The organism is Paenibacillus sp. RRE4 (assembly GCF_031844205.1).
In the GTDB taxonomy this organism is placed as follows: Bacteria; Bacillota; Bacilli; order Paenibacillales; family Paenibacillaceae; genus Paenibacillus; species Paenibacillus xylanexedens_B.
In genome coordinates this window covers 385,471-409,055 of sequence record NZ_JAUZUT010000001.1, presented here as the reverse complement: position 1 = coordinate 409,055, position 23,585 = coordinate 385,471, and the positions used below count along the sequence as shown (strand labels likewise).

Here is a 23,585-nt window from a genome sequence, read left to right as displayed (position 1 = left end):
GTCAATGTGAGTTTATGGCATTAAAAAGTTTTTCAGGAAAATGAAAACGTATCCACTGTCTCATACATTGGCGTTTGTCCAAGCCTTGTCACATAAAGTACAAAACCGTCTACTGACCATGAATTTCCATGAGAAGCATGTTCTGTAACGATTTCGAAAACTCCATCATGATCTATACCAGGAAGCGATCCAAGATATTTTCTGGCTACAGTAACATGTGGACGATAAGGTCTTAACTCGGCTTCAAAACCCAACCTTTTTGTGGACTTTACAATTTCTTGCTGTAACTGATGTAATCGCTCTACTTCTCCGTTAACACCTCTCCAGAGAACATTCGGTGTTTTCTCCAGACCAAACGTTCCCCATTCCGATAGCTGCAGGTCAAATGTATGAAAATCAGCGGCTACGTTGTGCAAAGCTGCCCGAATATGACCGACATCACTCATCAACGTATCCCCTAGGAATTGCAAGGTAATATGATAATCTCTTTGGTCTGTCCACTTACGAAAATCAAGCTTGTTCCGTATTAACTTGGCCTGCATATGAAGAAACTGCTGAACAGATTCAGGCAGACGCACAGCAATAAACAGACGTTCCCGTCTGGATGCATGTTCTTGAAGTTTTGGGGCATTCATTGCATACACCTCTCTAAAGTTCGCTCTATTATTCCATAACTATGCATATCATTTCAAGCTGGGTAAATATAGAGTGGCACACAATATAGATTTTGCATATCAGACTTCGTTCCTGAATTTTCCATTTTCATGCACAGGATACACTGAATCTGATACACTTGACAAGACTAATTCATCGATCTCAGGAGGCACACACATTATGGGTAAAATCGTATGTTTTCCATCTCTGTCCGAAGAACAACAGCAACAGATCCAGCAGGCTGCGCCAGGATACACGATCAAAGTGGGTAAAGCCAAGGATCTGGATCCGAGCGAATTAAAAGAAGCCGAAATTATACTGGGCTGGTCTCCTCTTGTAACTGAACACGCTCTGCATCAGGACAGCCCTTTGAAATGGATTCAGGTCTGGTCAGCCGGTGTAGATAATCTCCCATTCGCCGAGCTACAACAAAATAATATTCAGGTGACCAGCGCCAACGGCGTTCATGCCATTCCTATTACAGAAATCATTTTGGGTATGATGTTATCCCACAGTCGCTGGTTAAGACAAGCTATGCTGTATCAGCAACAGGCTGAATGGAAGAATCCTGGCAAAGCACTGCCTGAGTTACATGGTAAGACAGCTGTTATTGTCGGAGTCGGCGAGATTGGTACCGAAACAGCCCGTGTATTACAAGCTCTGGGGATGCGCACAATTGGAGTACGACGCTCAGGAAAAGACGTGCCCCATGTTGACCGTATGTATGATATGTCCGGACTGCATGAAGCTCTCAGCCAAGGTGACTATGTGATTAACATTCTGCCATTGACCGATGAAACCCGGCATATTTACGATCAGAATACCTTTAACCATTTCAAGAATGATGCGTGTTTTGTCAATGTAGGTCGAGGCCCCAGTGTAAACACAGAAGCGTTGCTGGCTGCCCTGCAAAGCGGCAAAATTGCCTTCGCTGCTCTGGACGTGTTCGAAGAGGAACCCCTTCCATCAAGCCACCCGTTATGGGGGATGGAGAATGTGTTAATTACACCTCACATTGCAGGAAGTACAGAACAATATACGCATCGCGCTCTCGATATTTTCATCAAAAATCTGGAAGCCTACGTTGCTGGTAAAACTCTTCCGCTCAACCTTGTCGATTATAGTCATAAATATTAACACAAACACCCGTTCCCATGCAACTTGTTTAACGTGATGCTTATTCACTATGGATCAATTTGGAACGACAAAACACTCCACGAAGGATTCTTTCTCTCTTCCTTCGTGGAGTGTTTATTATGCACTCTAACGTATAATTACATGCACAACCAGATCATCACATACACACCCAGACATGACGTACAAACGTGCCTTTACGCACCGTTATGTACTTTTCTATCGTCCATCCTGATTCCAGCAAGTGAGCCTGTACCCACTCTGTGGAAACGACGACAGCTCGTTTGCATAACTTGCGCAATTTCTGGATCATCTCTTGCTGTTCTTGATCGGGAAGAACCGAACAAAGATTATAAGGCATGTCGAAAATTGCCGAATCATACTCACCTTCCAGATCCCTCATGTCTCCCAAAGTAATTCGATTGGCATCATACCCGAAATGAGGTAGATTAACTTTTGCTCCGCGCACAGCAAGTGCATTAAGATCATTGCCTACGGTATCAATTCCCATGGATAAAGCTTCAATGACAACCGTTCCCATTCCACAGCATGGATCCAGCAAACGATGATTTTCTGCCTCTGGAACAGCAACGTTTACCAGCGCCCTTGCTAAGGTGACACCGAAGCCTGTCGAGTAGTTTTGCGGCTTCTGCTGATGGATATGCCACGATTTCTCCGCTTCTGTCCACTGACCCAAGATCCATTTTAGACCTATTTTGATTAGTCCGAAAGTCACTTTAGGTTGCTTCATCTGAGCCTTTCCATGGATGCTCATCCCGATTTCTTTTTCAATCTTCCGTGCCTGAGCATAGTCAGGTGGAGCATCTCCTGCCTTCAGACAAACGACCTTAAATGTCTCATCCTGCCGTAAACGAATGTTTCCAGCTATAGGGAGTAGCTCCGTAATGGAGTTTCCTTCACCCAATACATTCAGCCGTCCATGAATAAATGGACTTCTTCCCGGCGGGATACATCGCTCAGACCTAATATAAGAACTATTGGCAATGCGCATTTCTGAATCCGGCCTAAGCAATGTACTCAATTCAAGATGGCATAACTCACGTTCATTTTCATGACATGCAAAGATGTATATATATGTAGCTGCCATCATAATCACCCTCGTTTCTTGGTTATACTTTTCAAGTTTAATTCAAAAAAATAAGGGATCCCATTGCTGGATATCCCTTTCAACTTCAATTTTAGGACCTGATCTTAAACTTAAAATTCAACCACAAACCCACCTGTTCAAACAATCGTTTTATCCTGTTTCTTCTATTATAAAGAACGACTTATACTTTTAATTTTTCAATGGATGTGAGCAGATCGTCAGACAGTTCCTTCAACGTTTGGATATTACTGCTGATGGTCTCCATAGAACCGACTTGCTCTTCAGCCGATGCAGAGACTTCCTCCACACTGGCCGCAGATTGTTGAGACACTGCGGAAATCTGCTGACTGAAGTCATTCATCAGGCCACTGCTCTGTTCCATACCTGAAAGTCCTTCCGACATCGTGCCAATTACCTCTACCATGCCTTCTACGGATGTGTTGATGGTTCTGAACAACTTACCTGACGTAAGCATACGCTCCTGCCCTAATTCCGTTTCTTGAACGCCAACACGTAGCTCGTTCACTACACCCTGTGAATCTTGCTGGATATCCTGAGTGATGGTCGTAATTTCTTCAACGGAAGCTTGGACTGCTTCTGACAATTTCCGGACCTCCGATGCTACAACAGCAAAACCGCGTCCACTCTCTCCAGCCCGTGCAGCTTCAATCGATGCATTCAACGCGAGTAAGTTGGTTTGGCGAGCAATGTCGTGAATCACCAAAACCAGCTTGGAAATGTCTTCATTTTTACGGTTTAGCTGCTCCATCTTGCTCATCGAGGACGATACCGAGCTGGCAATCTGTTGCATCTGTTGTACGGATTCTTCCATGGATTTGCGGCCGCTCTGTCCCTGCTCCAACACTTGATTGGACATCATACGAAGCTGATTCCCCTGTTCCGCATGTTGCTGAATATGATTATTCAAATCTTCCACCGTGCGAGCCGACTCCACAGCGGTCTGAGCCTGACTCTCCGCCGCCTTAGCCGATTCCTCCATTGTGATCGCAATTTGCTGACTGCCGATCTTCACTTCTTCCGAAGCAATGGCCAATTCGCTACTCTGACGATTTACCGATTCAGCTACACGCCTTACATTAAGCACCATCGAGGTCAGGTTACCTTTCATCTCATTGACTGCTTTCGCCAGGGCACCCACTTCATCTTCATGTTTAGTATGGATGTCCTGCACGTTCAACTGACCTTCCGCGATCAATTTAACAGCACTGATGACACGAAGTAGCGGTTTGACGACCTGAGTACGGATGATCGGAACAAAAATGGCAGTTATGATAATCATTGCAAGCACGCCTATAATAACGGACAATCTGCCGTCTTGCACAGATCGAATGGTTTGGGATGCCGATAGATCTGATTGCTGCTGATTGTAATTGACGAGATAATCCAGATCAACCTGCATCAAATCAAAGGAATCAGATCCTTTGTCAGCGACTTCTTTGGCAAGCTGAGCCTGTCCTTCGTCACTAACCCGAATGGCTTGTGCATTGATTTTAAGATAGTCTTCCCATTTGCTCTTAAACGATGCCCAGTGCTCCTCCACTTCCGCTGACTTTGCCTGTTTATCGTAGATAGCAATCGTCTGCGCCGTTTCACGAATAAATTTAGTGCGCTCTTCATTAATTTTAGACTTGTCCGCTGCCTCAGCGTCAAAGTAACGATAGCTCAGAGACAACACATGTTCTGTTGAATAATTTAATTGGTTAATCTTCTGGATCGCAGGCATCCAATTCCCTGTAATATCGTTTGTGTTGGTCTCAATTGAATTCATCCGGCCAATGATGGTAACACTCAGAATAATTAAACAGAGGATTAACAGGTAAAATGCGATGCTGATACGCAGACCGATGCTCTTGATTTTAAATCGGCTAAACATATAATTTCCCCCTCATGACAACTTTCGCCACATTTCAATTTAGTGCTTTTCTCGCAAATAAACCCATCTATTGGCCCCTTGCAAATTACACTCTTCTATATTATATCTGCATGATAGCGATAAAGTATTATAGCATTCTTTTGTCGGTAAACGCTGTAATCCATGAAATTTTGTTGAACTTTTTCGAATTAAAAATGAGCTGCAACATCTGTATGATTCAGATCTGCAGCTCATCGCCATTCTTAACATCACCTAATAATTAGTTAGGAATGTTAGATTCACTTTGTAACCGAAGCCCAGCTAACAAACGATAGGATTCCAACCTGCGTTCATAATCAGGACCAGCCGTTACCATGAGGATCTGGTTGGTATCCAGCCTCTGCCCTGCTTGCCGAATATACTGCCATATTTGTTCCGGTGTGCCGGCAACATGCCGCTTCACTCCCTTATCTTCTTTGTTGAAAGAGCTCCAATCTAAAGCGTCATTCTCATTTGCCGCACACATTGCACTGACGGCCACCATGACTTCCGGTTCCTTCAGCCCGGCACTAGGCACGAATTCCTCACGATAGCGACGAACAGCCTCCACCCCATCCGAGTCACTCATGAATTGTCCAAAAACATAGCCCATACCAAACTGTGCAGCATATGTTGCGCTTTTGACATTGGTCCCTAGCATCCATATCGATAATGGAATTTCTGGAATTGGACGCGCTGTAACCGGAACATCTTCATACTCAAAACGTCCTTCGAGCAATTCGGTAAGCGAAGCCAGTTTGGCGGGAAGATTCGAGACATGTTGCAAATAATTGCCACTAAGCGCCATCGTTGCATGAGGCCCTCCGCCAGGAGCACGTCCCAAGCCGAGCTCGATTCGTCCGGGATAGAGTGAAGCCAGCAGATGGAACGACTCCGCTACCTTGAGCGGACTGTAATGGGGAAGCAAAACAGCTCCCGACCCAAGCAGAATGGTATCTGTCTTTGCACCAATATGAGAGAGCAACACCTCAGGAGAAGCAGAAGCAAGGTCGGCCATATCATGATGCTCAGACGTCCAGTATCGTTTATATCCCCACGCTTCTGCTTGTTGAGCCAACAGTACTGCTTGTTGAAGAGCATGCTCAGCGGATGCACCATTCAGTCTAGGAACGAGATCCAGCACGCCCAGACTGAACTTTTCTCCAGAGCGATCTTGGGTGTCGTCACCTGAGCTTTCGCTAAAGGTTTCACTTAAATTTGCAACCAAACCGTACAACTCCTTTGATCTCTAGCCCCTCTTGAATTCGCGCCTAGTCCAGATCGTAGATCGAACCAACCTTCAGGCCATAAAGTTCATTATAGATTTTCTCGGCAAATGCATCGGTCATCCCCGCAATGTAATCAATCACCATATGCTCCCAAGTCCAGATCGGTTGCGCTTTGGCTTGATCCTTCTCATATCGTTGCAACCAATCGGAAGGAATGATGGATTTTGACGTTTCCGGATCGAGAAATGCGTCCCAGAGCCGTTTAATCATCCACTCACTGCGCTTCTGCAAACGCTGAACACGCAGATCCCGAATCATCGTCACCCAGGCGAAGCTCTTGAGTACACTCACCGTGCGTAGCATGTCGAGGTCTTCTACGCCTTGGCGGACAAAGGTTACCTTTTTCCAATCCCCATCATCAATGACTCCTAGACTGCCCACGAAAAGACTGACCCAATAGGCCTTGACCTCACGACGAGTACGCGAGTAATCATGCTCGCAGAAAGGCATCTTCTCATTCCAGATGCGCAGGAACGACGCGAGGACTTCTTCCACTTTTTCCGCGATGGCCTCTCTTGTCCAGCCCTTCCAGAACAGATCTTCAAGTGTAGTGACTTTGTCTACGATGAGCCGGTTAATATGCTGGTCTTGCAGAAAATGCTCATGCACCTCGATTTTGCCTGCCTTGATGCCATCCTCCAGATCATGTGCGGAGTACGCAATATCATCGCATAGATCCATCAGTTGTGCTTCAAGCGTTTTCTTGCCTGCCGGAATGTTCCAGCGCTCCCGAATCTCACGAATGTACTGCCACTCGTGGTGATACATGCCTTTTTTGCTCTCTGTTCCAGGATACGGATACTTGTTAATCCCAAGTAGCACAGCATCCGACAAGTTCAATCCGTCGATGTCTTCTCGTTTCTCCAAATACATGATCAGGCGGAAGTTATGTGCGTTACCTTCAAAATGCTCATATTTCCGTTTGAGCTCCGCTCGCACGTCAGACTCAGCCTTAGGGGCTTTCGCAGCCCGACTTTTTTTCATAATCTTCTTCGTCTCACTGTTAATCAGATCATCCAAAATGCCATCAAGCACTTCTTCCCCTTTATGTCCAAAAGGTGGATGACCAAAGTCATGTGCAATCGCCGCACATTCTACGACTTCCGAATCAATAATCAGACCGGGGTTCTCCGCCCGGCCCCAATCTACCTCCGGGTAATGCCGCAGCAGGCTTCTCGCCGCTTCTCGTGCAATCTGTGCCACCTCAAGGGAATGGGTCAGACGTGTCCGGTAATAATCGCCTGTACCTGCACCAAACACTTGCGATTTGCCCTGCAACCTCCGGAACGTTGGGGAATGAATCAATCGGGAATAGTCTCGCTCATACGCTGCACGAGAACCCTCCAGTTTCGTAAGTTCAGGGTATTGTCTATGTTCTCTCAGATCATGCCATTGCATGTAGATCACTCCTAGCCGACTGTCTCTATTTTGAGTGATTATACACAACATCTGCGGTTTCGAAAAGTAAAATCCGTCTGTCATGTCACTTCTTCTTACATCAATTAATGATGTACCACACTCTCTCTATATATTATACCCTGCAAGACTATTGTCTGTGCATAGAATTAGAACTGTACATCGATAGTTGAGCCAGTAAGTGGTACCTCGATATAAAAGAAAACCCGACAAACGAATAACGTCTTGTCGGGTTAAATTCCAAATGAAATTTTAAATCTAGAAGGCTTACACCATCACCTTGCAGATATCGTTCGTAAACTCTACCGGGTCTTGAATCGGCAATCCTTCAATCAGTAACGCTTGGTGATACAAAAGGCTGGTATACAGGCTGAGCTTCTCTTTATCCTGTGCAAAAGCGTCTTTCAACGATTTGAACACATCATGGTTCACGTTGATCTCCAGCACTTTGTCCGCTTGAACATCGCCGCTGTTTGGCATAGCTTTCAATACTTTCTCCATCTCAATCGTCAAATCGCCCTCGGTGGACAAGCAAACCGGATGGCTACGAAGGCGTTTAGACGCTTTCACCGCTTTAACTTTACCTTCCAGCTGTGCCTGCATCGCTTCGAACAATTCCTTGTTGTCATTGTCCTGCGCTTCAGTCTCTTCTTTCTCCGCACTGTCTTCAATACCGAGATCGCCACTGGAGATCGATTTGAACTCTTTTTCCTTGTAATTCGTGATCATCTTGATCGCGAATTCATCGATATCGTCGGTGAAGTAGAGCACTTCGTACCCTTTTTCCAATACACCCTCGATCTGAGGCAGTTTCTCGATTCGGCTAATAGACTCACCAGCAGCATAGTAGATGTACTTCTGATCTTCCGGCATTCTGGAGACGTATTCGTCCAGGCTCACCAGCTTGCTCTCTTTAGAAGACGTGAACAGCAACAGATCCTGCAATGTGTCTTTGTTTGCGCCATAATCGCTGTATACGCCGTACTTCAGCTGACGACCAAACGCTTGATAGAACTTCTCGTAGTTCTCGCGCTCGTCTTTGAGCAGGCTTTGCAATTGGCCTTTGATTTTGTTCTTGATGTTCTTCGCAATCAGGCTCAGCTGACGGTCGTGCTGAAGCATCTCACGTGAGATGTTCAGAGACAGATCCTCGGAATCCACCATCCCTTTGACAAAACCAAAGTAATCTGGCAACAGGTCGCCGCACTTATCCATGATCAATACGCCGTTGGAGTAAAGTTCGAGCCCTTTTTCATACTCTTTTGTATAGTAGTCAAACGGTGTATTCTCCGGAATAAACAGGATCGCATTGTACACTACCGCGCCGTCTGCGCTAATGTGCAGATGTTTCAGCGGTTTGTCAAAACCGTACCGTTTCTCCATATAGAAGTTGGTGTAGTCTTCTTCGGTTAGTTCGCTTTTATTTTTACGCCAGATCGGCACCATGCTGTTGACCGTTTGTTCTTCCTTGTAATCCTCGAACTCGTTCTCAGTGCCTTCCTTCGGACGATGATTGGTCACATCCATTTTGATCGGATAACGAATGAAGTCAGAGTATTTCTTGATGATGGATCTCAAACGGTATTCTTCCAAAAACTCGTCATACGAGTCTTCTTCGGTGTTTTGTTTAATCGTCAAAACGATCTCTGTACCTACGCTGTCTTTCTCAGCAGGCGTAATCGTGTACCCGTCGGCACCTTCGGATTCCCATTTCCAAGCTTCGTTGCTACCCAGCGTTTTACTCGTTACCGTCAGCTTGTCCGCCACCATGAACGCCGAGTAGAAACCGACCCCGAATTGACCGATAATGTTATGGCCGTCTTTGGCTTCGTTCTCTTTTTTGAAGGCCAGGGAACCACTCTTCGCAATGACACCCAGGTTGTTCTCCAGCTCTTCCTGTGTCATACCAATTCCGGTATCGGTAAGGGTAAGTGTGCGGTTTTCCTTGTCAATGGTAAGCTTGATATAGTAGTCCTCTTTGTTGAAAACGAGCGTGTCGTCCGTCAATGCTCTGTAATATATTTTGTCGATGGCATCACTGGAGTTGGAGATCAGTTCTCTGAGGAAAATTTCTTTCTGTGTGTAAATGGAGTTGATCATCATATCCAGCAAACGTTTGGATTCTGCCTGAAATTCTTTTTTAATCGCCATGAATGAAGTGCTCCTTTCGAATTTGGGTATTGAATGATTCGATAGAAAATAAAGGCAAGCGGCTCTGCAAGATAAACGTTCCGTTTACAAATGGTGCACAGCATAGCCATATTCTCGATAAAACCATTCCATATGTAGTGGTTTGTATTCTTCACTCTATTAGCACTCATACATAAAGAGTGCTAAGCCCTCCTTTTTATATAACATATGGGAAAATTGGGTGTCAATACGAAGACGGTTATTTTAACAAAATCATGGATTTCAACTTAAAAAATGATGCTCCAGCTGCGTCCGGACTTCCCTTTGTCCACGCCGAGTTCCCGGTGCGCTGTGCTACAATGTTTGATGGCAGTCAGTCAAGATACATGCTCTATATCAGTTTAACGTACTTACTTCAGCAATACAAAAACCGCCACGAATTCAACTTCGGGACGGCAGGGGTAAAACGAGACGTATGGATGTTAAGCCAGACCGCTGATGCCGCAAGGAGTAAATGTACCAGTGTGATGTCAACAAAATCGCGAGCACCACTCTCCATTTTCGTATGTCGACTTCAACCACCCGGCGCTAACGATCATGAGAGACGTTAATGAAGCCTTTTTGAGGTATTTCCCATTCTAACGATCCTCAGGAACGTTATTTAACTACATTCGGCAATATTTTGGGTAAATCCTTAAAGTTTTCGGTAAATAAGCTCTGTGGTGATCGTTAGCCTGGGAAATATCCGGGAAATCATAAAATAAGGTTCCTCAGGATCGTTAGGTTTCCCAACGAACACCTAGAGAGGTGACTAATAAATCGTGGCGCCCTGCTTTATTTCTTCGCCATCTTTGGATCAAGAGTGTCACGCAGACCATCGCCCATTAGATTGAAACCAAGTACCGTCAGCATAATGGAAAGACCGGGAAAGATTAGCGTCCACGGAGCCTTTTGGATGTACTGACGTGAATCCGAAAGCATCTTGCCCCACTCCGGGTCCGGTGGCTGCGCCCCCATACCTAGAAATCCGAGTGCTGCTGCCTCGATAATCGCCGTACCGATCCCAAGTGTTCCTTGCACAATTAGGGGCGTAAGACTGTTTGGTAAAATGTGCCGAAACAAGATTCGTCCGTTCCCCGCTCCCAATGTCCTTGCCGATGTAATAAACTCTTCCTGCCGCAAGCTAAGTACACGCGACCTCACCAACCGTCCATATGTTGGAATATTCACAATGGCAATGGCGAGCAACGCATTCTGCAAAGAGGGTCCCAGAATCGCGACAATTGCTATTGCCAGCAAAATGCCCGGAAATGCCAGCAAAATATCAAACAGACGCGAGATCAGCATATCCGCCCATTTTCCATAGAACCCCGCAACCAGTCCGAGCAGTGCTCCAGCAATAATGGACCCAATGACAGAGAAAAATCCAACCCACAACGATATTCTTGCACCATGAATTACACGGGAGAACACATCTCGTCCCAGATCATCCGTTCCGAACCAGTGCTCAGCCGAAGGGGCTTGAAGCCTGTCCTGCAGCACCTGCTCTTTGTAATCATAGGGCGCTATATAGGGGGCAAGGAAGGCTAATACGATGAAAAAAACAATAATGATCAAGCCTGCCAGCGCAAGCTGATTTCGCCGAAACGTCCTCCATGCCTCACGCCAGGGACCCGATCTACTTGCGCTGACTGTGTCAACGGTTTGTCCGGTATTGGTCGACAATTTGGCCATACAGGTTCTCCTTTGCTGAACTTAGATATGTTGAACGGGAATTCGGTGATTCTCGTAAATCTCCCCTACTTGTAACTGATCCTCGGATCAAACACCGCATAGAGTAAATCTACAATCAAATTGATCAACACAAAAAAGAAAGCCACGATCAGGATTCCACTCTGAATCACAGGATAATCCCGTGAACTAATCGCTTCATATATATAACGCCCTACACCCGGCCAAGCAAAAATCGTTTCCGTCAGCACCGCGCCACCCAGCAGAGACCCGGTCTGGATACCAATGACGGTCAGCACAGGGATAAATGCATTTTTCAGCGCATGTCCGTATACGACAAAAAACGGCCCCAATCCTTTCGCCTTGGCGGTACGAATATAATCGGAACTCATCACTTCCAGCATGCTGGAACGTGTCATACGTGCAATCACAGCCATCGGGATGGTGCCCAGCGCCACACTTGGCAGAATCAGATGTTTGGTCACTATCCACAGCTGATCCCAGCGTCCGGCAAGCATTGTGTCCAGCACATACAAACCTGTAATCGCCTCTACCGGATCACGTGCATTTATTCGTCCAATGGACGGTAGCCATTGCAGTTTGTTGGCAAACAGCCATTGCTCCATCAATCCGAGCCAAAAAATCGGCATCGATACACCTACAAGCGCAATCACCATGCAGCAATAATCAAACCAGGAGTTGTGCTTCCATGCACTAACAATCCCTGCATTCACACCAATAATGACAGCAAACAACATACTTGCCATCGTAAGTTCAAGTGTCGCTGTCAGATAAGGCACGATTTCCTGGGCAATAGGCACCTTGGTGCGAATCGACGTGCCCAGATCTCCTTTCAGCAAGTCGCCCAGATAGGCGAAATATTGCTGGAACCAAGGTTTGTCCAGTCCGAGCTGATCCCGGAGAGCCTGCTTGGATTGTTCCGTTGCTTTTTGCCCCAGAATCGTCTCGGCCGGATCACCGGGTATTGCATGAATGATGGAAAAAACGATCAACGTCATGCCCAGCAAAACGGGCAGCAGTACCAGCACACGTTTGACAATATAGCTGTTCACTTCCAGATCACCTGCCCTAAAGGGTTCATCTGCATGATTTCAACTTTGGCAAAATTAAAGAAATAGCGCTGGCGAACACGTATGCTTTGGCTCGTCACGACCCGGATGTAGAATCTAATAAGCATTGCATGTCCGCCAGCGCATAACTTGGTTTAACACTTGCGTTTCATTTATTTTTACTCGAAAGTTTTATTCAAAATAAGCCCCCACGTACGATTCCGTTCCCAGCGGAGAGGTTACAAAACCTTTCAGGCTGGCTTTCCCGGCAAGAATCGGTGTGGTATGCACAAGTGGAATCCACGGTGCGTCTTCCTTGATGATGACCTGAGCCTGTTTGTAAAGCTCGGCACGTTTATCCTGATCCGTCTCCGTTTGTGCTTTGGTGAGTAAGGCATGCAACTCTTCATTTACATAGTAGCTACGGTTGTTGCCTGGAATGGCGTCTTTATCCAAAAGGGTATACAAGAAGTTGTCCGGGTCCCCGTTGTCCCCTGTCCAGCCGAGCATGTATATGTCGTCCTTCTCCCCGGCTTTGGAATCTTCCAGATAGGTTGCCCACTCCGGAGATTCGATCGTTGTTTTGACACCGATTTTCTCAAAATCAGCCTGAATCGCTTCTGCTACCTTCTTACCATCAGGCATGTACGGACGGGATACCGGCATGGCATAAAATGTTACCGGATCAGGCAATCCGTCAGGGAAGCCGGCTTCGGCCAGTAACGCTTTTGCTTTTTCCAGATCATACGCGTAATCTTCGATCTCATCGTTATACCCCCACAGCGTAGGTGGCATTGGGTTCACGGCAGGCTTCGCCTGTCCAGCAAAGAACGCGTCAATAATGGCCTGTTTGTTCACGGCATGGTTCAGGGCTTGTCTGACTTTGACGTTATCAAACGGTTTTTTCTTAAAATTAAAGCCGATATATGCCACATTAAATGGCGGACGTTCAATCTTCTGCAGCTCGCTATTGCCTTCCAGAATGCTCAGATCATCCGGATTCAGGTCTTCCATAATATCGATCTCGCCATTTTGCAATGCATTGAAACGAGCCGTGTTATCCGGAATGGAGCGCACGATCACCTTGTTTAGCTTCGGGAAACCTTCCCTCCAGTAATCTGCGTTTTTCTCCAGTGTAATCGAGTCGTTCCGCTTCCACTCTTTGAATACAAACGGGCCGGTACCGACAGGCTCACTCTTGAAGTTTTCTTTCTTCTCCTGGATGGCGGCCGGACTGCCAATGCCAAACGGAGTCATCGCAATATTTTGCAGGAAAGGAGCTTGTGGCTGGTTTAGGGTAAACTCCACTGTCGATTCATCGAGTGCCTTCACTTCCTTGATCACACGCGCGCCATCTGGACCAAACATGGAATCATAATAGTCGAAGGAATCACCTTCGAATTTATATTCACTTGCCGGATCGCTCCAGCGATTAAAATTAAACACTACGGCATCTGCGTTAAAGTCAGTTCCATCATGGAACTTCACCCCGGATTTCAGCTTAAATACATACTTCAGCCCGTCCGCGGAAATTTCCCAGCTCTCAGCCAGCGCCGGAACCACTTCGGTTCCACCCTCTTTGTAATCGAGGAGCGAATCAAACACCTGATGCCCGATCTTGAGGGATTCTCCATCCGTCACAATCGAAGGATCGAGCGCAACCGAGTCCCCGCCCCGTCCCATAATCATCGTATCCTGGGCAGCCGCTTCTGTAGGAGGATCATTACCTTCCGCAGGTGCAGGCGTACCTTCCCCACCTTCCTTGCTGCTGGAGCAGCCAGATAACACTAGTACGGTACTCAGTGCCAAAGTCAGAAAACCGGACATCCATTTTTTTCTCATTCGCATACGTACAACACCCTTCCCTGTCTCATAATGTGTGTGATGATTGCGCTCGAAAAACGGTACCTCTGGCCGTGCGTGCGATGATGTGGTGGCGATGCTAGCCAGTCATCAGATAATCCCTAGTTGTAACTCTTTAAATTCTTGTATCAATCATTAAAGGCTTTATATGCCTGTGATACCTGTGTTAGAGTGCTGAGAATTTGGACACAAGTTAATTAGACTAATGAGATAGTAAGACAAATGTAGAACCGTTGAAAAACACAGATCAACGGGTCAGCAGCGTTAGAGTATAAAACTTCTAGCATTCTGAGATATGGCGATGCATCTATTTGAACCAAGGTCAATTCGAAACAGTAAATCTGCCCTTGAATGGGTACAAAAATAGAGCACAAATGTTGGCCTTCGGACTTTGTACCGTGAGTTTGTCTTCATGAGGTGTGAATTGGATTTAATTCGATTTATGGGTAGAAAAGAGAACAGAACAGATCGACACTACAATAACTTTTCATGTTATGGTTTTGTCATGATGAGGAGGTTTGTGTATTAAATCGTGGTGAAAAACATTTTCGTGTAACTTACTTTACATCACATTTACCAAATAGACAAGAGATTTACAGACATACGTTTTCAACTTTGTTACACGCGTCAGAATTAGTGACATTATGTACAAAAAAGGAACATAGCTCGACAAAATAGCTCATGTTCCCTGCTTTTCCTCCACAGTCAAATCTGTTCTATTCTAGTAAAACTATAGAGGCTTACATCGAGCATTTACTTTTTAAACAAACCTCTACGGTGCATCACGGTAATAAAACGATAAAAATCGTAGCTTGCGCCGTTATCAATGCTAAACAACGGATTTTTGGCATCATAGGCCAGCGCTGCATCTACAGCAGCCTTCGCCCAGACAGGGACTTCCATCTGCTGACGTGCTTGCAAACGATCAACCTGCGCTTTCAGTGCATCAAACGCGGCTTTTTCTTCGGCTGTCATCGGTTCGCCCCCCTTCGGTGGTACAGTTGGTGGATTCGGATTCGATGGTGTGGTCGGGTTCGACGGGTTGCCGGGATTAGTCGGATTGGTGGGCTCTGTTGGATTCGTAGGATTTGGGTTTGGATTAGCCATTGCATATCTCGCTCTAAGCTGTGCCGCCGTTCCTTCGAATTCATTCATATCCACGTTGCCGCTAATGCCATTTACCTTGCCCGAATCCGTATACTGCCAGAACGTCCAGCGCTTCCATGCCGGCTGATCATCAGGCACACGTGTCGTGCTGTAGCGCGCAATCCACAGATCGTAAGAGCCCAACGAAGTATCGAAATTGCCGGCAAATGAATTGCCTGTATATATGATCGGTTTAACACCTGTGAGACGTTGCAATTCTGTTAAAAAGGCTTTGGCTACCGTATTCATCTGGGCTTTGCTCAGATTGCCAGGATTGTTCTCGTAATCCATAACCGGTGGTAACTGTAGGGCTTTGGCTCCTCCAATTTGGCTCAATGTATTGGCATAGTGTGCCGCTTCCGCCTTCGCAATCTCCACAGTCGTTCCGCGGAAGAAATGATAGGTTCCCACCATCATGCCCACCGCCAGCGCACCCGCTACATTTTTCTGAAAATTCGGATCGATATACGTTCGCCCTTCGGTTGCCTTGATAAACACAAACGTCATGCCGCTTGCCTTCACCTTGGCCCAGTCAATATTCCCCTGGTACCTGGAGACATCAATGCCCTGCGTGTTGCCCGGGGTTCTATTTTGCAAATTTCTCACACCCTTTATTCGGCTAGTTGCCGTTTGTATATAGTTAATGCGGACGGGTTAAGGATTGCTTGTGTGCGTGTCCATTGTTGTACGATGTATGACCCAGAATACCGAGCTAGCCTTATGAAAGAGATTCCTATTTGGGACAGCTCAAATACTACTACGATCTTATTATTAAGCTGAATCAATAATCTATAGGCAAGTATGTAGCCTTAATGGTATGAGATCACTACGTATCAAGAATTAACAAGATAATTACAGAGTGACGATTGAAAGTAAAGAAAGCGAAAGCACCCGTATTGGGTGCTTCTCTTATTGTTACGCTGTGCTTTTCTTATGATCTGAATTCTCTTGATCCGCGGCTTTTTCTTTGGGTTGCTCATTTTCTGGAGGATGATTATTTTCGCCTTCGGAATGATCCAACGACGGAGGGATATGTGGCAATGAAGAAGATAACATATCTTCCCCCGCCTTTCCTTTGAGCACTTGAATCGCCTGCCGAATGACAGGCGGGATCGGAGCGCCCAGCTTACCCCCGTTCTCAATAATGGACAACAATTCATTCGCGATATAAAAAAAGGCCACCGCATCCCTGAACAAATGTCCGTCTCCCAGAACACCGTCCACCAGATGAGCCACCGATACCATTGCAAATATAAATACCTTTCGTGCGATGCCAAACAGTCCAATATTACTCTCAAGCTTGCCTGTCATTCCCGCCGCCGCGATACCTGTCAGGTAATCGAAGATGACAAAGACAAGCAATACGCCGAGCACTCCTGACCAGCCTCCAAAGAAGTAGGATGCCGAGCTGCTCATCAGCGCAATCCCCCATTTCCATAGGGTGTCCCATCGTTCCATAGCTTCACCTCCTTTCGTTGTGTATTCATTAAAACAACTTATCTTATCCTTAATCGTCTATATTTGCTGATTCCAGTAGTACAGCCACCTGACTTCGACTACTCTCTGGAACTTGTTGTAGCTCAATCAATTTTTTATTAATCATCATTACGTATACAGCTAGCATAGTCTCACCTCTCCTTATAAACATCACAGGCTAGTGGATCGCAAACCTTTAAATTTATCCCTGATTTGGCGGTACCACACTGAGCACAAGCTTGTGTAATTCCATTAAGGCCAGTTGATTGGCGTTACTTTCCTCAGCTAAACGTTTGTTCTCCGCTTCTGATTCTGCAAGACGCTGTTTTAAAAGGTCTAGTTCGGACGGTTCTTCTGGTTGCCGCTTAGTCAATTCTTCAATTACTTCCTGACTCAGCCCTTCAATCCAAAGGTCAGGAAAAGTTTCCTGTGCTCCGTCCTGTACTGTATCCTGGTATGCTTCCCATGCTTCTAGATCGAAACGGGGGTGAAACAGACCAGCAGGAACAGGCACTCCGACTAGATACCCGGCAATCTCTTGTTCCGCGTCTTCCTTATCCTCATCTGGCATTGTCACCTGTTCGGCCTGATCGGGATCAAACATCACAGGCTCAGGCTCGGCATAAAAAGGGACGACACCACTAAAGGCATCGTCCACTAATTCGTCCTCCAGATAGAGGCCTTCTGTATTTACTTTAGGTACGGCTTTCATGGTAAACCTCCTTTATTGTTCGGCTAGAAACGAGATATTCTCTAAATTAAGCCACGTGTTTCCTCCAGCGAATCCCAAGTACACAACTCCATCAGGTGCGATTTCTACTGAGGCTGACACAAGCGCAGTACTATTTGATGTAAAAACATTAAATATCATCGCCTTTTTAGGTCGATATGCCACAGGCAGCCTTGTTATACTAGTCCCACTTGTGTTTACTCCGCCGCGAATCACACCACTTAAATGGACTTCTCCTATGCTATCCTTGTAATACCTAATAGGCTGATACAGATCAGAGTAATTCGCCCACCCATTTACTAACGTTGGCGTTATCCATGCAGGGTTATCCTTCTCGGCTTTCTTACTTTCGAGCACTGAAATCCGAGTCGTGTTGTCTTCCAACGTTTTGACGGTATCCAGTAGCAGAGCCTTTTCATTCTTTGCGTATGTGCCAGTAATATCAGTAGCCGGATACTTGTCCAACATCAGGTATGTGACGCTGTAGGCTGCTGACGGATCAAAGTTGGGCCAGTCAAGACGCGCTTTCTCCAAACCATAAGGGCCGAGGTTACTGGCGTACCACATAGGATCATATAGTCCATTTTTGTATCCTCTAATAAACTTTTTAACCTTGAATTTTGATGGCAGTGCTGCATCAGCCATTGCCACGGCTACTGGCGGATTTTTGATTACGGGCGCATTCTCACGCAGTACAATCCCAGTACCTACCTCAACCTGATTATCTCCGTCAATAAACGTCAATTGCCCCTCAGACGTGATCGGCTCAACGATTGGTTTAGCTAGTTGGTATAGAAGTTGATATGAGGTCCAGTTTGGCGCTGGAACTGTTGGCACTGTCGTAAAAAAAATTTGTGAATTCTTGGACAGTAATGGTGTCCATACCTTAGTTCCAGACCCATTATACCCGGCTCCATTGTTATTCGGGTCTTGTCCAGCTGTATACATAAAATATCCCATGAAATAAGCCTTAATTTCATCAGAGGTCAGGTTAGTATAGCTGTCTCCCCACCCACTATCCGCGCTTGAAATAGAAATCTGAAAATTATCGAATACCCCGTTAGCACCAGATGAACCGATATTTAAATTATCCGTTGCGCTGTTTACAGTAACGTAATCTGTCTCTTTAATCACTTTACCTTGATACTTCGTCAGCGTACCTGATCCGTCAACGGCTGGGGGTCCCGGAAGCATTGCATTAACAACCTTAAAACCATTCTGCCCCCCCCACAATGAAAAATTGATGTCAGCACCCAACCTAACCTTACGCCACTTCGCCAATTTATAATACTGACCATCACGCTCAAAAACGCTATCAGGGTTTTCTCCCGTATCTGGATTGGCGTATAGTTCAGTTTGTAGTGCGAGAAAAGAGTCTTCACGTGGTTTAAAGGTCATTGCTGACGTACCTAAGTTTAAACACGGATTTTTAAAAATTGCAGTTCCTGTTGTCTCGCTATCAAAACCGATAACAATACGTACACTCTTCGCGTTATCAGGGGTTTTAAAGCTATTCCCTAATGTGAACTTCCCGTTTGCCTTTGCATAGGGAGGCTTATTAAATGACGTTATGGCATTATTATCTTCATCGTAGTACCATCCATTCCAATAAACTCCAGCTACTCCATTGCCACCAAAGTTAGTCACGTCTACAGTAGTTGAAAACGTATATTCCGTAGCGGGAGCCACGTTTACAGTACAAATGAAATTACTAAAACCTACCGTACCGCTTGCCTTTGTCATTTTCAGTTGGTAGGGTGCCTCGATCTCACTTGGACCTGCTATTGCTGTCTCACTCCACTCATAAAATGGCGGTAATAAGTTTTGTCCAGATCGAATGGCATACGGATTCAAAACTGGTTGAACACTATCAACGTAAGGGTATTTACGTTCAATCTGCTCCTCCGTCATATTTTCGAGTGCAACATACTCCGAGGCACTAATCTCATAAAGTCGAATCGCATCAATGTACCCGGAACTTCCAGAAGCTCCAACAACTTGACTAACAAAAAAAGTGCTAATATCGGTCGAAATGCTATATGCTCCCCATAAAGTGCTGAATCTTTTACTATTACTTGATGTAACCATCCCTTTGTTCGGGTTAAGCTCATTTAAGTACATACCTATCAATTCTCCAGATATCAGCTTTGCTGAGGAAAGAACAATATAGTACTTCCCTGATTTTAAATTAATAGGAGATATCGATAATGCTCCTGCTGGCGTTGCCGTTGTCGTAATTTTCAAAGATTGATTTCCTTGTACTTTGTTAGATGTATCAGCTGTTATTGTAGATTGATAGGAGTTTACTAAGCTTGCTTGTTCACAACCTCCAGCACGCCCCAGCAAATTAACCAATGTTCTCCCCTTAATGCTCGAGAGATTAAACGCTGCCTCCTGATTAGCACTTACTACATTTACGCCTGTCTGTAATGTAATAGTTTCTCGTTTATCTGTATCCAACCTCTCTTGCAAACTACTTACCTTCGTTGCTGTTTCTTCAGTCTTTTCCCCCACCTGATCGGCAAAATCATCAATCTTCTCCCAGTTCTGATCCAGATATTTGTCCAGATCAAAGTAGGTTGTTGACGGTGAGGAACGATCGATTTTATTCAACCCTAGATTGGGTGTCTTTGGTTCACTCATTACGCTCCACCTCCTGCTAATTTATCCTGCCGGGTTTGTTCCATCTCACTAAGGGTCATGCTCTCGACCTCGGCAATGGTCAGATACCGCAGACGGTACTCGACGGTCATGTGAGCCGGTTTGATATCTTCAATTGCTGCTTTCAGATCGTCCAGGTTGGGCGGCAGTCCCAATGTATCGATAAATCGAATCAAGATGCGATACTCGCCTGGATTAACGGATACATCAATGCCCCCGTTTTCGTACGCTTGAGCTACATTTTTGAGCATGGACCCTGAAACTTTACCGCTGCCACGCATTTTGGAGATGATGACAGACCTTCGTTGATCGTCCGGTTTGGCACGATTGGTCGGAATCTGCAGATCCTGTTCATATCTCTCCAACGCCCACGTTGCGGATTCCGGGTAAAACTGTTGCAATACATCCTCCACACCAGCTACGATCTGATCTAGCTCAGCCCCTTCTGTCTGTGTCAGCAACTGCATCTCCAGCACAGTTTCGTAGAGCGGGGGCAAAAGATTCATCAGTATATCTGCTTTACTCACGTCACCTTCACCGTCCCAAGCACAGCGACAGCTCCCGGTGTAATCTCCAGATTGGACATGCCGCCGTTAACCAGCAGATTGCTATAATCGATCACGGGCGGAATATCCAGTATGACATTGGCAATCCGTGTCCAGCGAACGAGCGGATCAGCAAACGCCAACTCTTTCAGATACGCAGTAACCCCTGTCTCAATCAAGGATTTCACACCCTCGTATGTTGATCCTGATGCGAGCGTAACCTGCACCTCGATATGAATTGGAACTTCTTCCGCCCCTACGACGGTGACAACCGGACCGATGGGTGCTGCCCCTTCCCCCATGCCATCCTGCGAAGGATCGATGTATTGCTGCACGGCCTCGATCACTCCCTCCGCAGGAGAGTGCATCTCATTATTTAACAATGCCACCTTGACGGTACCGGGACCATTCCAGAGCGGAAAGGCCTTCGCTTTGCCAACTCCCGAATTCTCCCGCGCCCACAGCTCATACTGATACTTGTTGGCACTTGTGATCGGACGGGAAACTTTGTCCTGATAACGATCATACAGGGCTTGATCCGTCTCCTCGTCTTCCCCTGGAACAAGCAGTTTGGAGAATTTCGCAATGGTCAGGCCTGCAATGTAATCAATGGGTAACAGTGTCCCGGTATACTCGTTACCTTCCGCACCGGCAATCTCACATTCGAGCACATATTGCCCTGCGGCGATTCGCTCTACCGCTCTATACACCCGTTCTCCTGTCGAAAAACGACTCTCCGCTGGAGCCTCTACAGGTTTGCCCTCTTGATCCTGAAAGCTGGCAGACCAGTGTGCCTTCGTAGGCCGTTTGCGAGTAATACCTGACCATGCTACCGCACGATCCAGATATTCACCTGAAGCGGTATCGGCAAACTTCAGATTGGCGTTAATATCTAACTCAATATACATCTGGGCCATCTCCACGGCTGCTGGAGCGAGAGCATCGTATATAATGCTTCCTTCACGTTTATCCACACCATCCGGAATTTTATCCAACATCCGGCTCAAAATAACCTCAAAAGTCTCCTGTTCATACATTTATGTTCACCTCCGTCTCTTGCCTGAAGTTGCCAAAATCTGTTGCCACCGTAAAAGAAACCTTGACGCCATCCGGCTCATGAACAAACTCAAATTCAGTGACTTCCGAAATCCGGTCGTCCGGAAGCAATGCTTCTTGAATCCAGCGTTCTAATTCAGATTCAACCATGGCTCTCCCGGAAATGCCTCCCCAAGACCATTCCATGCCATAATCTGATGAATAGATCAGATGTTCATAACGACGTGTGGATAACGCTTTGTACACCGCTTGCTTAACCGCTTCTTTTCCGTCCAACTGAAGCCTGCCAATCCGTTGTCCAGAAGCCTGCAACACATAGGTCAGGCTAGGAAGCACCGAAACCTCCTCCTGATTGTCTTCTCCAATTTGAGAACCTTGTGGAATCATGGTTTCACCAGCCGATCCAAGACCACGTAACTGTCCCCGCCCTGCACACGTAGCAATAAGGCCGATTCACCGAACATCCAGTTTTTTTGTGCCACCGATTCCGTGAGCACAAGAAAAGGGTCGCTCAGCGCAAGCCGCTGTTCCACGGTAATCTCCAAAGGGTGCGTGTTCGTCACAGTTCCGTACATAATCTGTACGGGAGATTTGGCATCTACGGCGGCTACTGCCGCCTTTTTAATTAAATCAAGCATCATAAATGGCTACACCACCTTCAAATCCAGGGACATGGTGTGCACACCCCCCTGTATCTTGTGCGTACACTCGTCCACCAGAAAATATTGATTGATCTTCAATTCATCGATCTGAATATTGACAAAACTTCCGGCTTTCACCTTGAAATCGCCCAGGGCATCCACCTTTAACTTCTGTGTTTCCCGGTTACGCAAGGTCATTAGCGTTTTCAACATGTCATCGATCTGGCCTTTATTCAAACCGTCATCTGCCTTTTGGTACAAAAAAAGCAGCCCCCATTGACGGATGCTGCTTGAATCCTGATGCACAAACGTGTCACGTTTGCCCGTATCCTTGTTATCCCGGTATAACTTGATTTTGTTATATGTCTGATCGTCAATCGACCGTGTATAACTATAATCCGTCAGCAGACTATGATCCCCAATAACAAAACCATAGGGCATCTCTTCTACATCACGAAGGGCAAGCTTGCCGAAATCATCGTAGAAAATATAGTTTTTCCCGCCATAAATCAGCGTTCTGTCCAGAGCTTCGCAGATCATATCAATCAGCTTTTTATTATCAAAAACCATTCGCGGAATAGCGTAAATGGGTTGCTTCAAATCTCCTATTTTTAACTGGAAATCCGTTGCAATCCGCTTAATGACATCCGCTACAGTTGCGTTAACAAACTTATACGTCTGATTTGCGGTTAGATATCTTGTCTGGTCATAGGCTTTGATCTTTACTTTTTCGTCCTTGCCACTGTCGACAGAAAAGATATATCCGTAAAATATTCCCTGTTTTCCATGGGTGTACCTCACTACATAACCATTCTCATAGCTAAACTTTCGATGCTGAAACAAGCTACCCTTAATCAACGTGAATTCGAGAGAGGATGGCTTGCCGATACGTGAAGTCTTATACGTAATTTCGCCAGCAATGTCGCTGATGTCCCAGATGTTTCCCTGTTTGTCATCCAGCAATAGCTGTTCCTTCTCAAGGATCTGCCTGTTGTCCAGATGGATTTCCTGTTGCATATCGTC

General features: G+C 46.0%; 20 protein-coding genes. 1 reads left to right on the top strand and 19 read right to left on the bottom strand.

All coding sequences use genetic code 11. The annotated features are described in order from the left end of the window. Window positions 1-32: 32 nt before the first annotated feature. Window positions 33-635: an RNA 2',3'-cyclic phosphodiesterase gene (gene thpR / locus Q9R46_RS01780; protein WP_311278735.1), complete on the bottom strand. Its 603-nt coding sequence runs from the start codon at window positions 633-635 to the stop codon at window positions 33-35. A gap of 199 nt (window positions 636-834) precedes the next feature. On the opposite strand from thpR, the gene Q9R46_RS01775 reads away from it, so the two are divergent. Further along, window positions 835-1,791 (top strand): D-2-hydroxyacid dehydrogenase, encoded by a 957-nt coding sequence (locus tag Q9R46_RS01775; RefSeq protein ID WP_311278734.1) that lies wholly within the window; start codon window positions 835-837, stop codon window positions 1,789-1,791. Between the two features lie 157 nt (window positions 1,792-1,948). On the opposite strand, the gene Q9R46_RS01770 is transcribed toward Q9R46_RS01775, so the two are convergent. The 18 genes from Q9R46_RS01770 to Q9R46_RS01685 all read right to left on the bottom strand — a co-directional run bounded on the left by Q9R46_RS01770 (window position 1,949) and on the right by Q9R46_RS01685 (window position 23,579). Continuing rightward, window positions 1,949-2,899: a TRM11 family SAM-dependent methyltransferase gene (locus Q9R46_RS01770; RefSeq protein WP_311278733.1), complete on the bottom strand. Its 951-nt coding sequence runs from the start codon at window positions 2,897-2,899 to the stop codon at window positions 1,949-1,951. Between the two features lie 178 nt (window positions 2,900-3,077). Further along, window positions 3,078-4,790, bottom strand: a complete 1,713-nt coding sequence (locus tag Q9R46_RS01765; protein WP_311278732.1) for a HAMP domain-containing methyl-accepting chemotaxis protein — start codon at window positions 4,788-4,790, stop codon at window positions 3,078-3,080. A 259-nt stretch (window positions 4,791-5,049) separates the two neighbouring features. Next, window positions 5,050-5,958 (bottom strand): MsnO8 family LLM class oxidoreductase, encoded by a 909-nt coding sequence (locus Q9R46_RS01760; RefSeq protein WP_311280924.1) that lies wholly within the window; start codon window positions 5,956-5,958, stop codon window positions 5,050-5,052. 121 nt (window positions 5,959-6,079) lie between these two features. Further along, a complete protein-coding gene (locus Q9R46_RS01755; RefSeq protein WP_311278731.1) occupies window positions 6,080-7,495 on the bottom strand; it encodes a deoxyguanosinetriphosphate triphosphohydrolase family protein in 1,416 nt (471 codons plus the stop codon). Between the two features lie 285 nt (window positions 7,496-7,780). Then, window positions 7,781-9,664: a molecular chaperone HtpG gene (gene htpG / locus Q9R46_RS01750; RefSeq protein ID WP_145333243.1), complete on the bottom strand. Its 1,884-nt coding sequence runs from the start codon at window positions 9,662-9,664 to the stop codon at window positions 7,781-7,783. A gap of 813 nt (window positions 9,665-10,477) precedes the next feature. After that, window positions 10,478-11,377: a nickel transporter permease gene (gene nikC / locus Q9R46_RS01745; protein WP_311278730.1), complete on the bottom strand. Its 900-nt coding sequence runs from the start codon at window positions 11,375-11,377 to the stop codon at window positions 10,478-10,480. A 65-nt stretch (window positions 11,378-11,442) separates the two neighbouring features. Continuing rightward, window positions 11,443-12,447, bottom strand: coding sequence for an ABC transporter permease (locus Q9R46_RS01740; protein WP_311278729.1), 1,005 nt, complete (start codon window positions 12,445-12,447; stop codon window positions 11,443-11,445). Then, window positions 12,444-12,572 carry a hypothetical protein gene (locus Q9R46_RS01735; protein ID WP_311278728.1) on the bottom strand — a complete coding sequence of 43 codons (129 nt, stop codon included), beginning with the start codon at window positions 12,570-12,572 and terminating at the stop codon, window positions 12,444-12,446. Before Q9R46_RS01735 ends, Q9R46_RS01740 begins: the two co-directional genes overlap by 4 nt. Window positions 12,573-12,636: 64 nt before the next feature. After that, the gene (locus tag Q9R46_RS01730) at window positions 12,637-14,286 is read right to left on the bottom strand and encodes an ABC transporter substrate-binding protein (RefSeq protein WP_311280923.1); all 1,650 of its coding nucleotides are present in this window, start codon (window positions 14,284-14,286) and stop codon (window positions 12,637-12,639) included. Between the two features lie 774 nt (window positions 14,287-15,060). After that, the gene (locus tag Q9R46_RS01725) at window positions 15,061-16,050 is read right to left on the bottom strand and encodes a glycoside hydrolase family 25 protein (protein WP_311278727.1); all 990 of its coding nucleotides are present in this window, start codon (window positions 16,048-16,050) and stop codon (window positions 15,061-15,063) included. 318 nt (window positions 16,051-16,368) lie between these two features. Next, window positions 16,369-16,911 (bottom strand): phage holin family protein, encoded by a 543-nt coding sequence (locus Q9R46_RS01720; RefSeq protein WP_311278726.1) that lies wholly within the window; start codon window positions 16,909-16,911, stop codon window positions 16,369-16,371. A gap of 220 nt (window positions 16,912-17,131) precedes the next feature. Next, window positions 17,132-17,641 (bottom strand): hypothetical protein, encoded by a 510-nt coding sequence (locus Q9R46_RS01715; protein WP_311278725.1) that lies wholly within the window; start codon window positions 17,639-17,641, stop codon window positions 17,132-17,134. A gap of 12 nt (window positions 17,642-17,653) precedes the next feature. After that, entirely contained in the window at window positions 17,654-20,302 is a 2,649-nt protein-coding gene (locus Q9R46_RS01710; RefSeq protein ID WP_311278724.1) for a hypothetical protein, read from the bottom strand. Then, window positions 20,302-20,847: a putative phage tail protein gene (locus tag Q9R46_RS01705; protein WP_311278723.1), complete on the bottom strand. Its 546-nt coding sequence runs from the start codon at window positions 20,845-20,847 to the stop codon at window positions 20,302-20,304. The genes Q9R46_RS01710 and Q9R46_RS01705 overlap by 1 nt, the downstream gene beginning before the upstream one ends. Next, entirely contained in the window at window positions 20,844-21,902 is a 1,059-nt protein-coding gene (locus Q9R46_RS01700) for a baseplate J/gp47 family protein (protein ID WP_311278722.1), read from the bottom strand. The genes Q9R46_RS01705 and Q9R46_RS01700 overlap by 4 nt, the downstream gene beginning before the upstream one ends. Beyond that, the gene (locus tag Q9R46_RS01695) at window positions 21,895-22,257 is read right to left on the bottom strand and encodes a DUF2634 domain-containing protein (protein WP_311278721.1); all 363 of its coding nucleotides are present in this window, start codon (window positions 22,255-22,257) and stop codon (window positions 21,895-21,897) included. Before Q9R46_RS01695 ends, Q9R46_RS01700 begins: the two co-directional genes overlap by 8 nt. A gap of 47 nt (window positions 22,258-22,304) precedes the next feature. Beyond that, a complete protein-coding gene (locus Q9R46_RS01690; RefSeq protein WP_311278720.1) occupies window positions 22,305-22,562 on the bottom strand; it encodes a DUF2577 family protein in 258 nt (85 codons plus the stop codon). A 6-nt stretch (window positions 22,563-22,568) separates the two neighbouring features. Beyond that, the gene (locus Q9R46_RS01685) at window positions 22,569-23,579 is read right to left on the bottom strand and encodes an XkdQ/YqbQ family protein (protein WP_311278719.1); all 1,011 of its coding nucleotides are present in this window, start codon (window positions 23,577-23,579) and stop codon (window positions 22,569-22,571) included. Window positions 23,580-23,585: the final 6 nt, after the last annotated feature.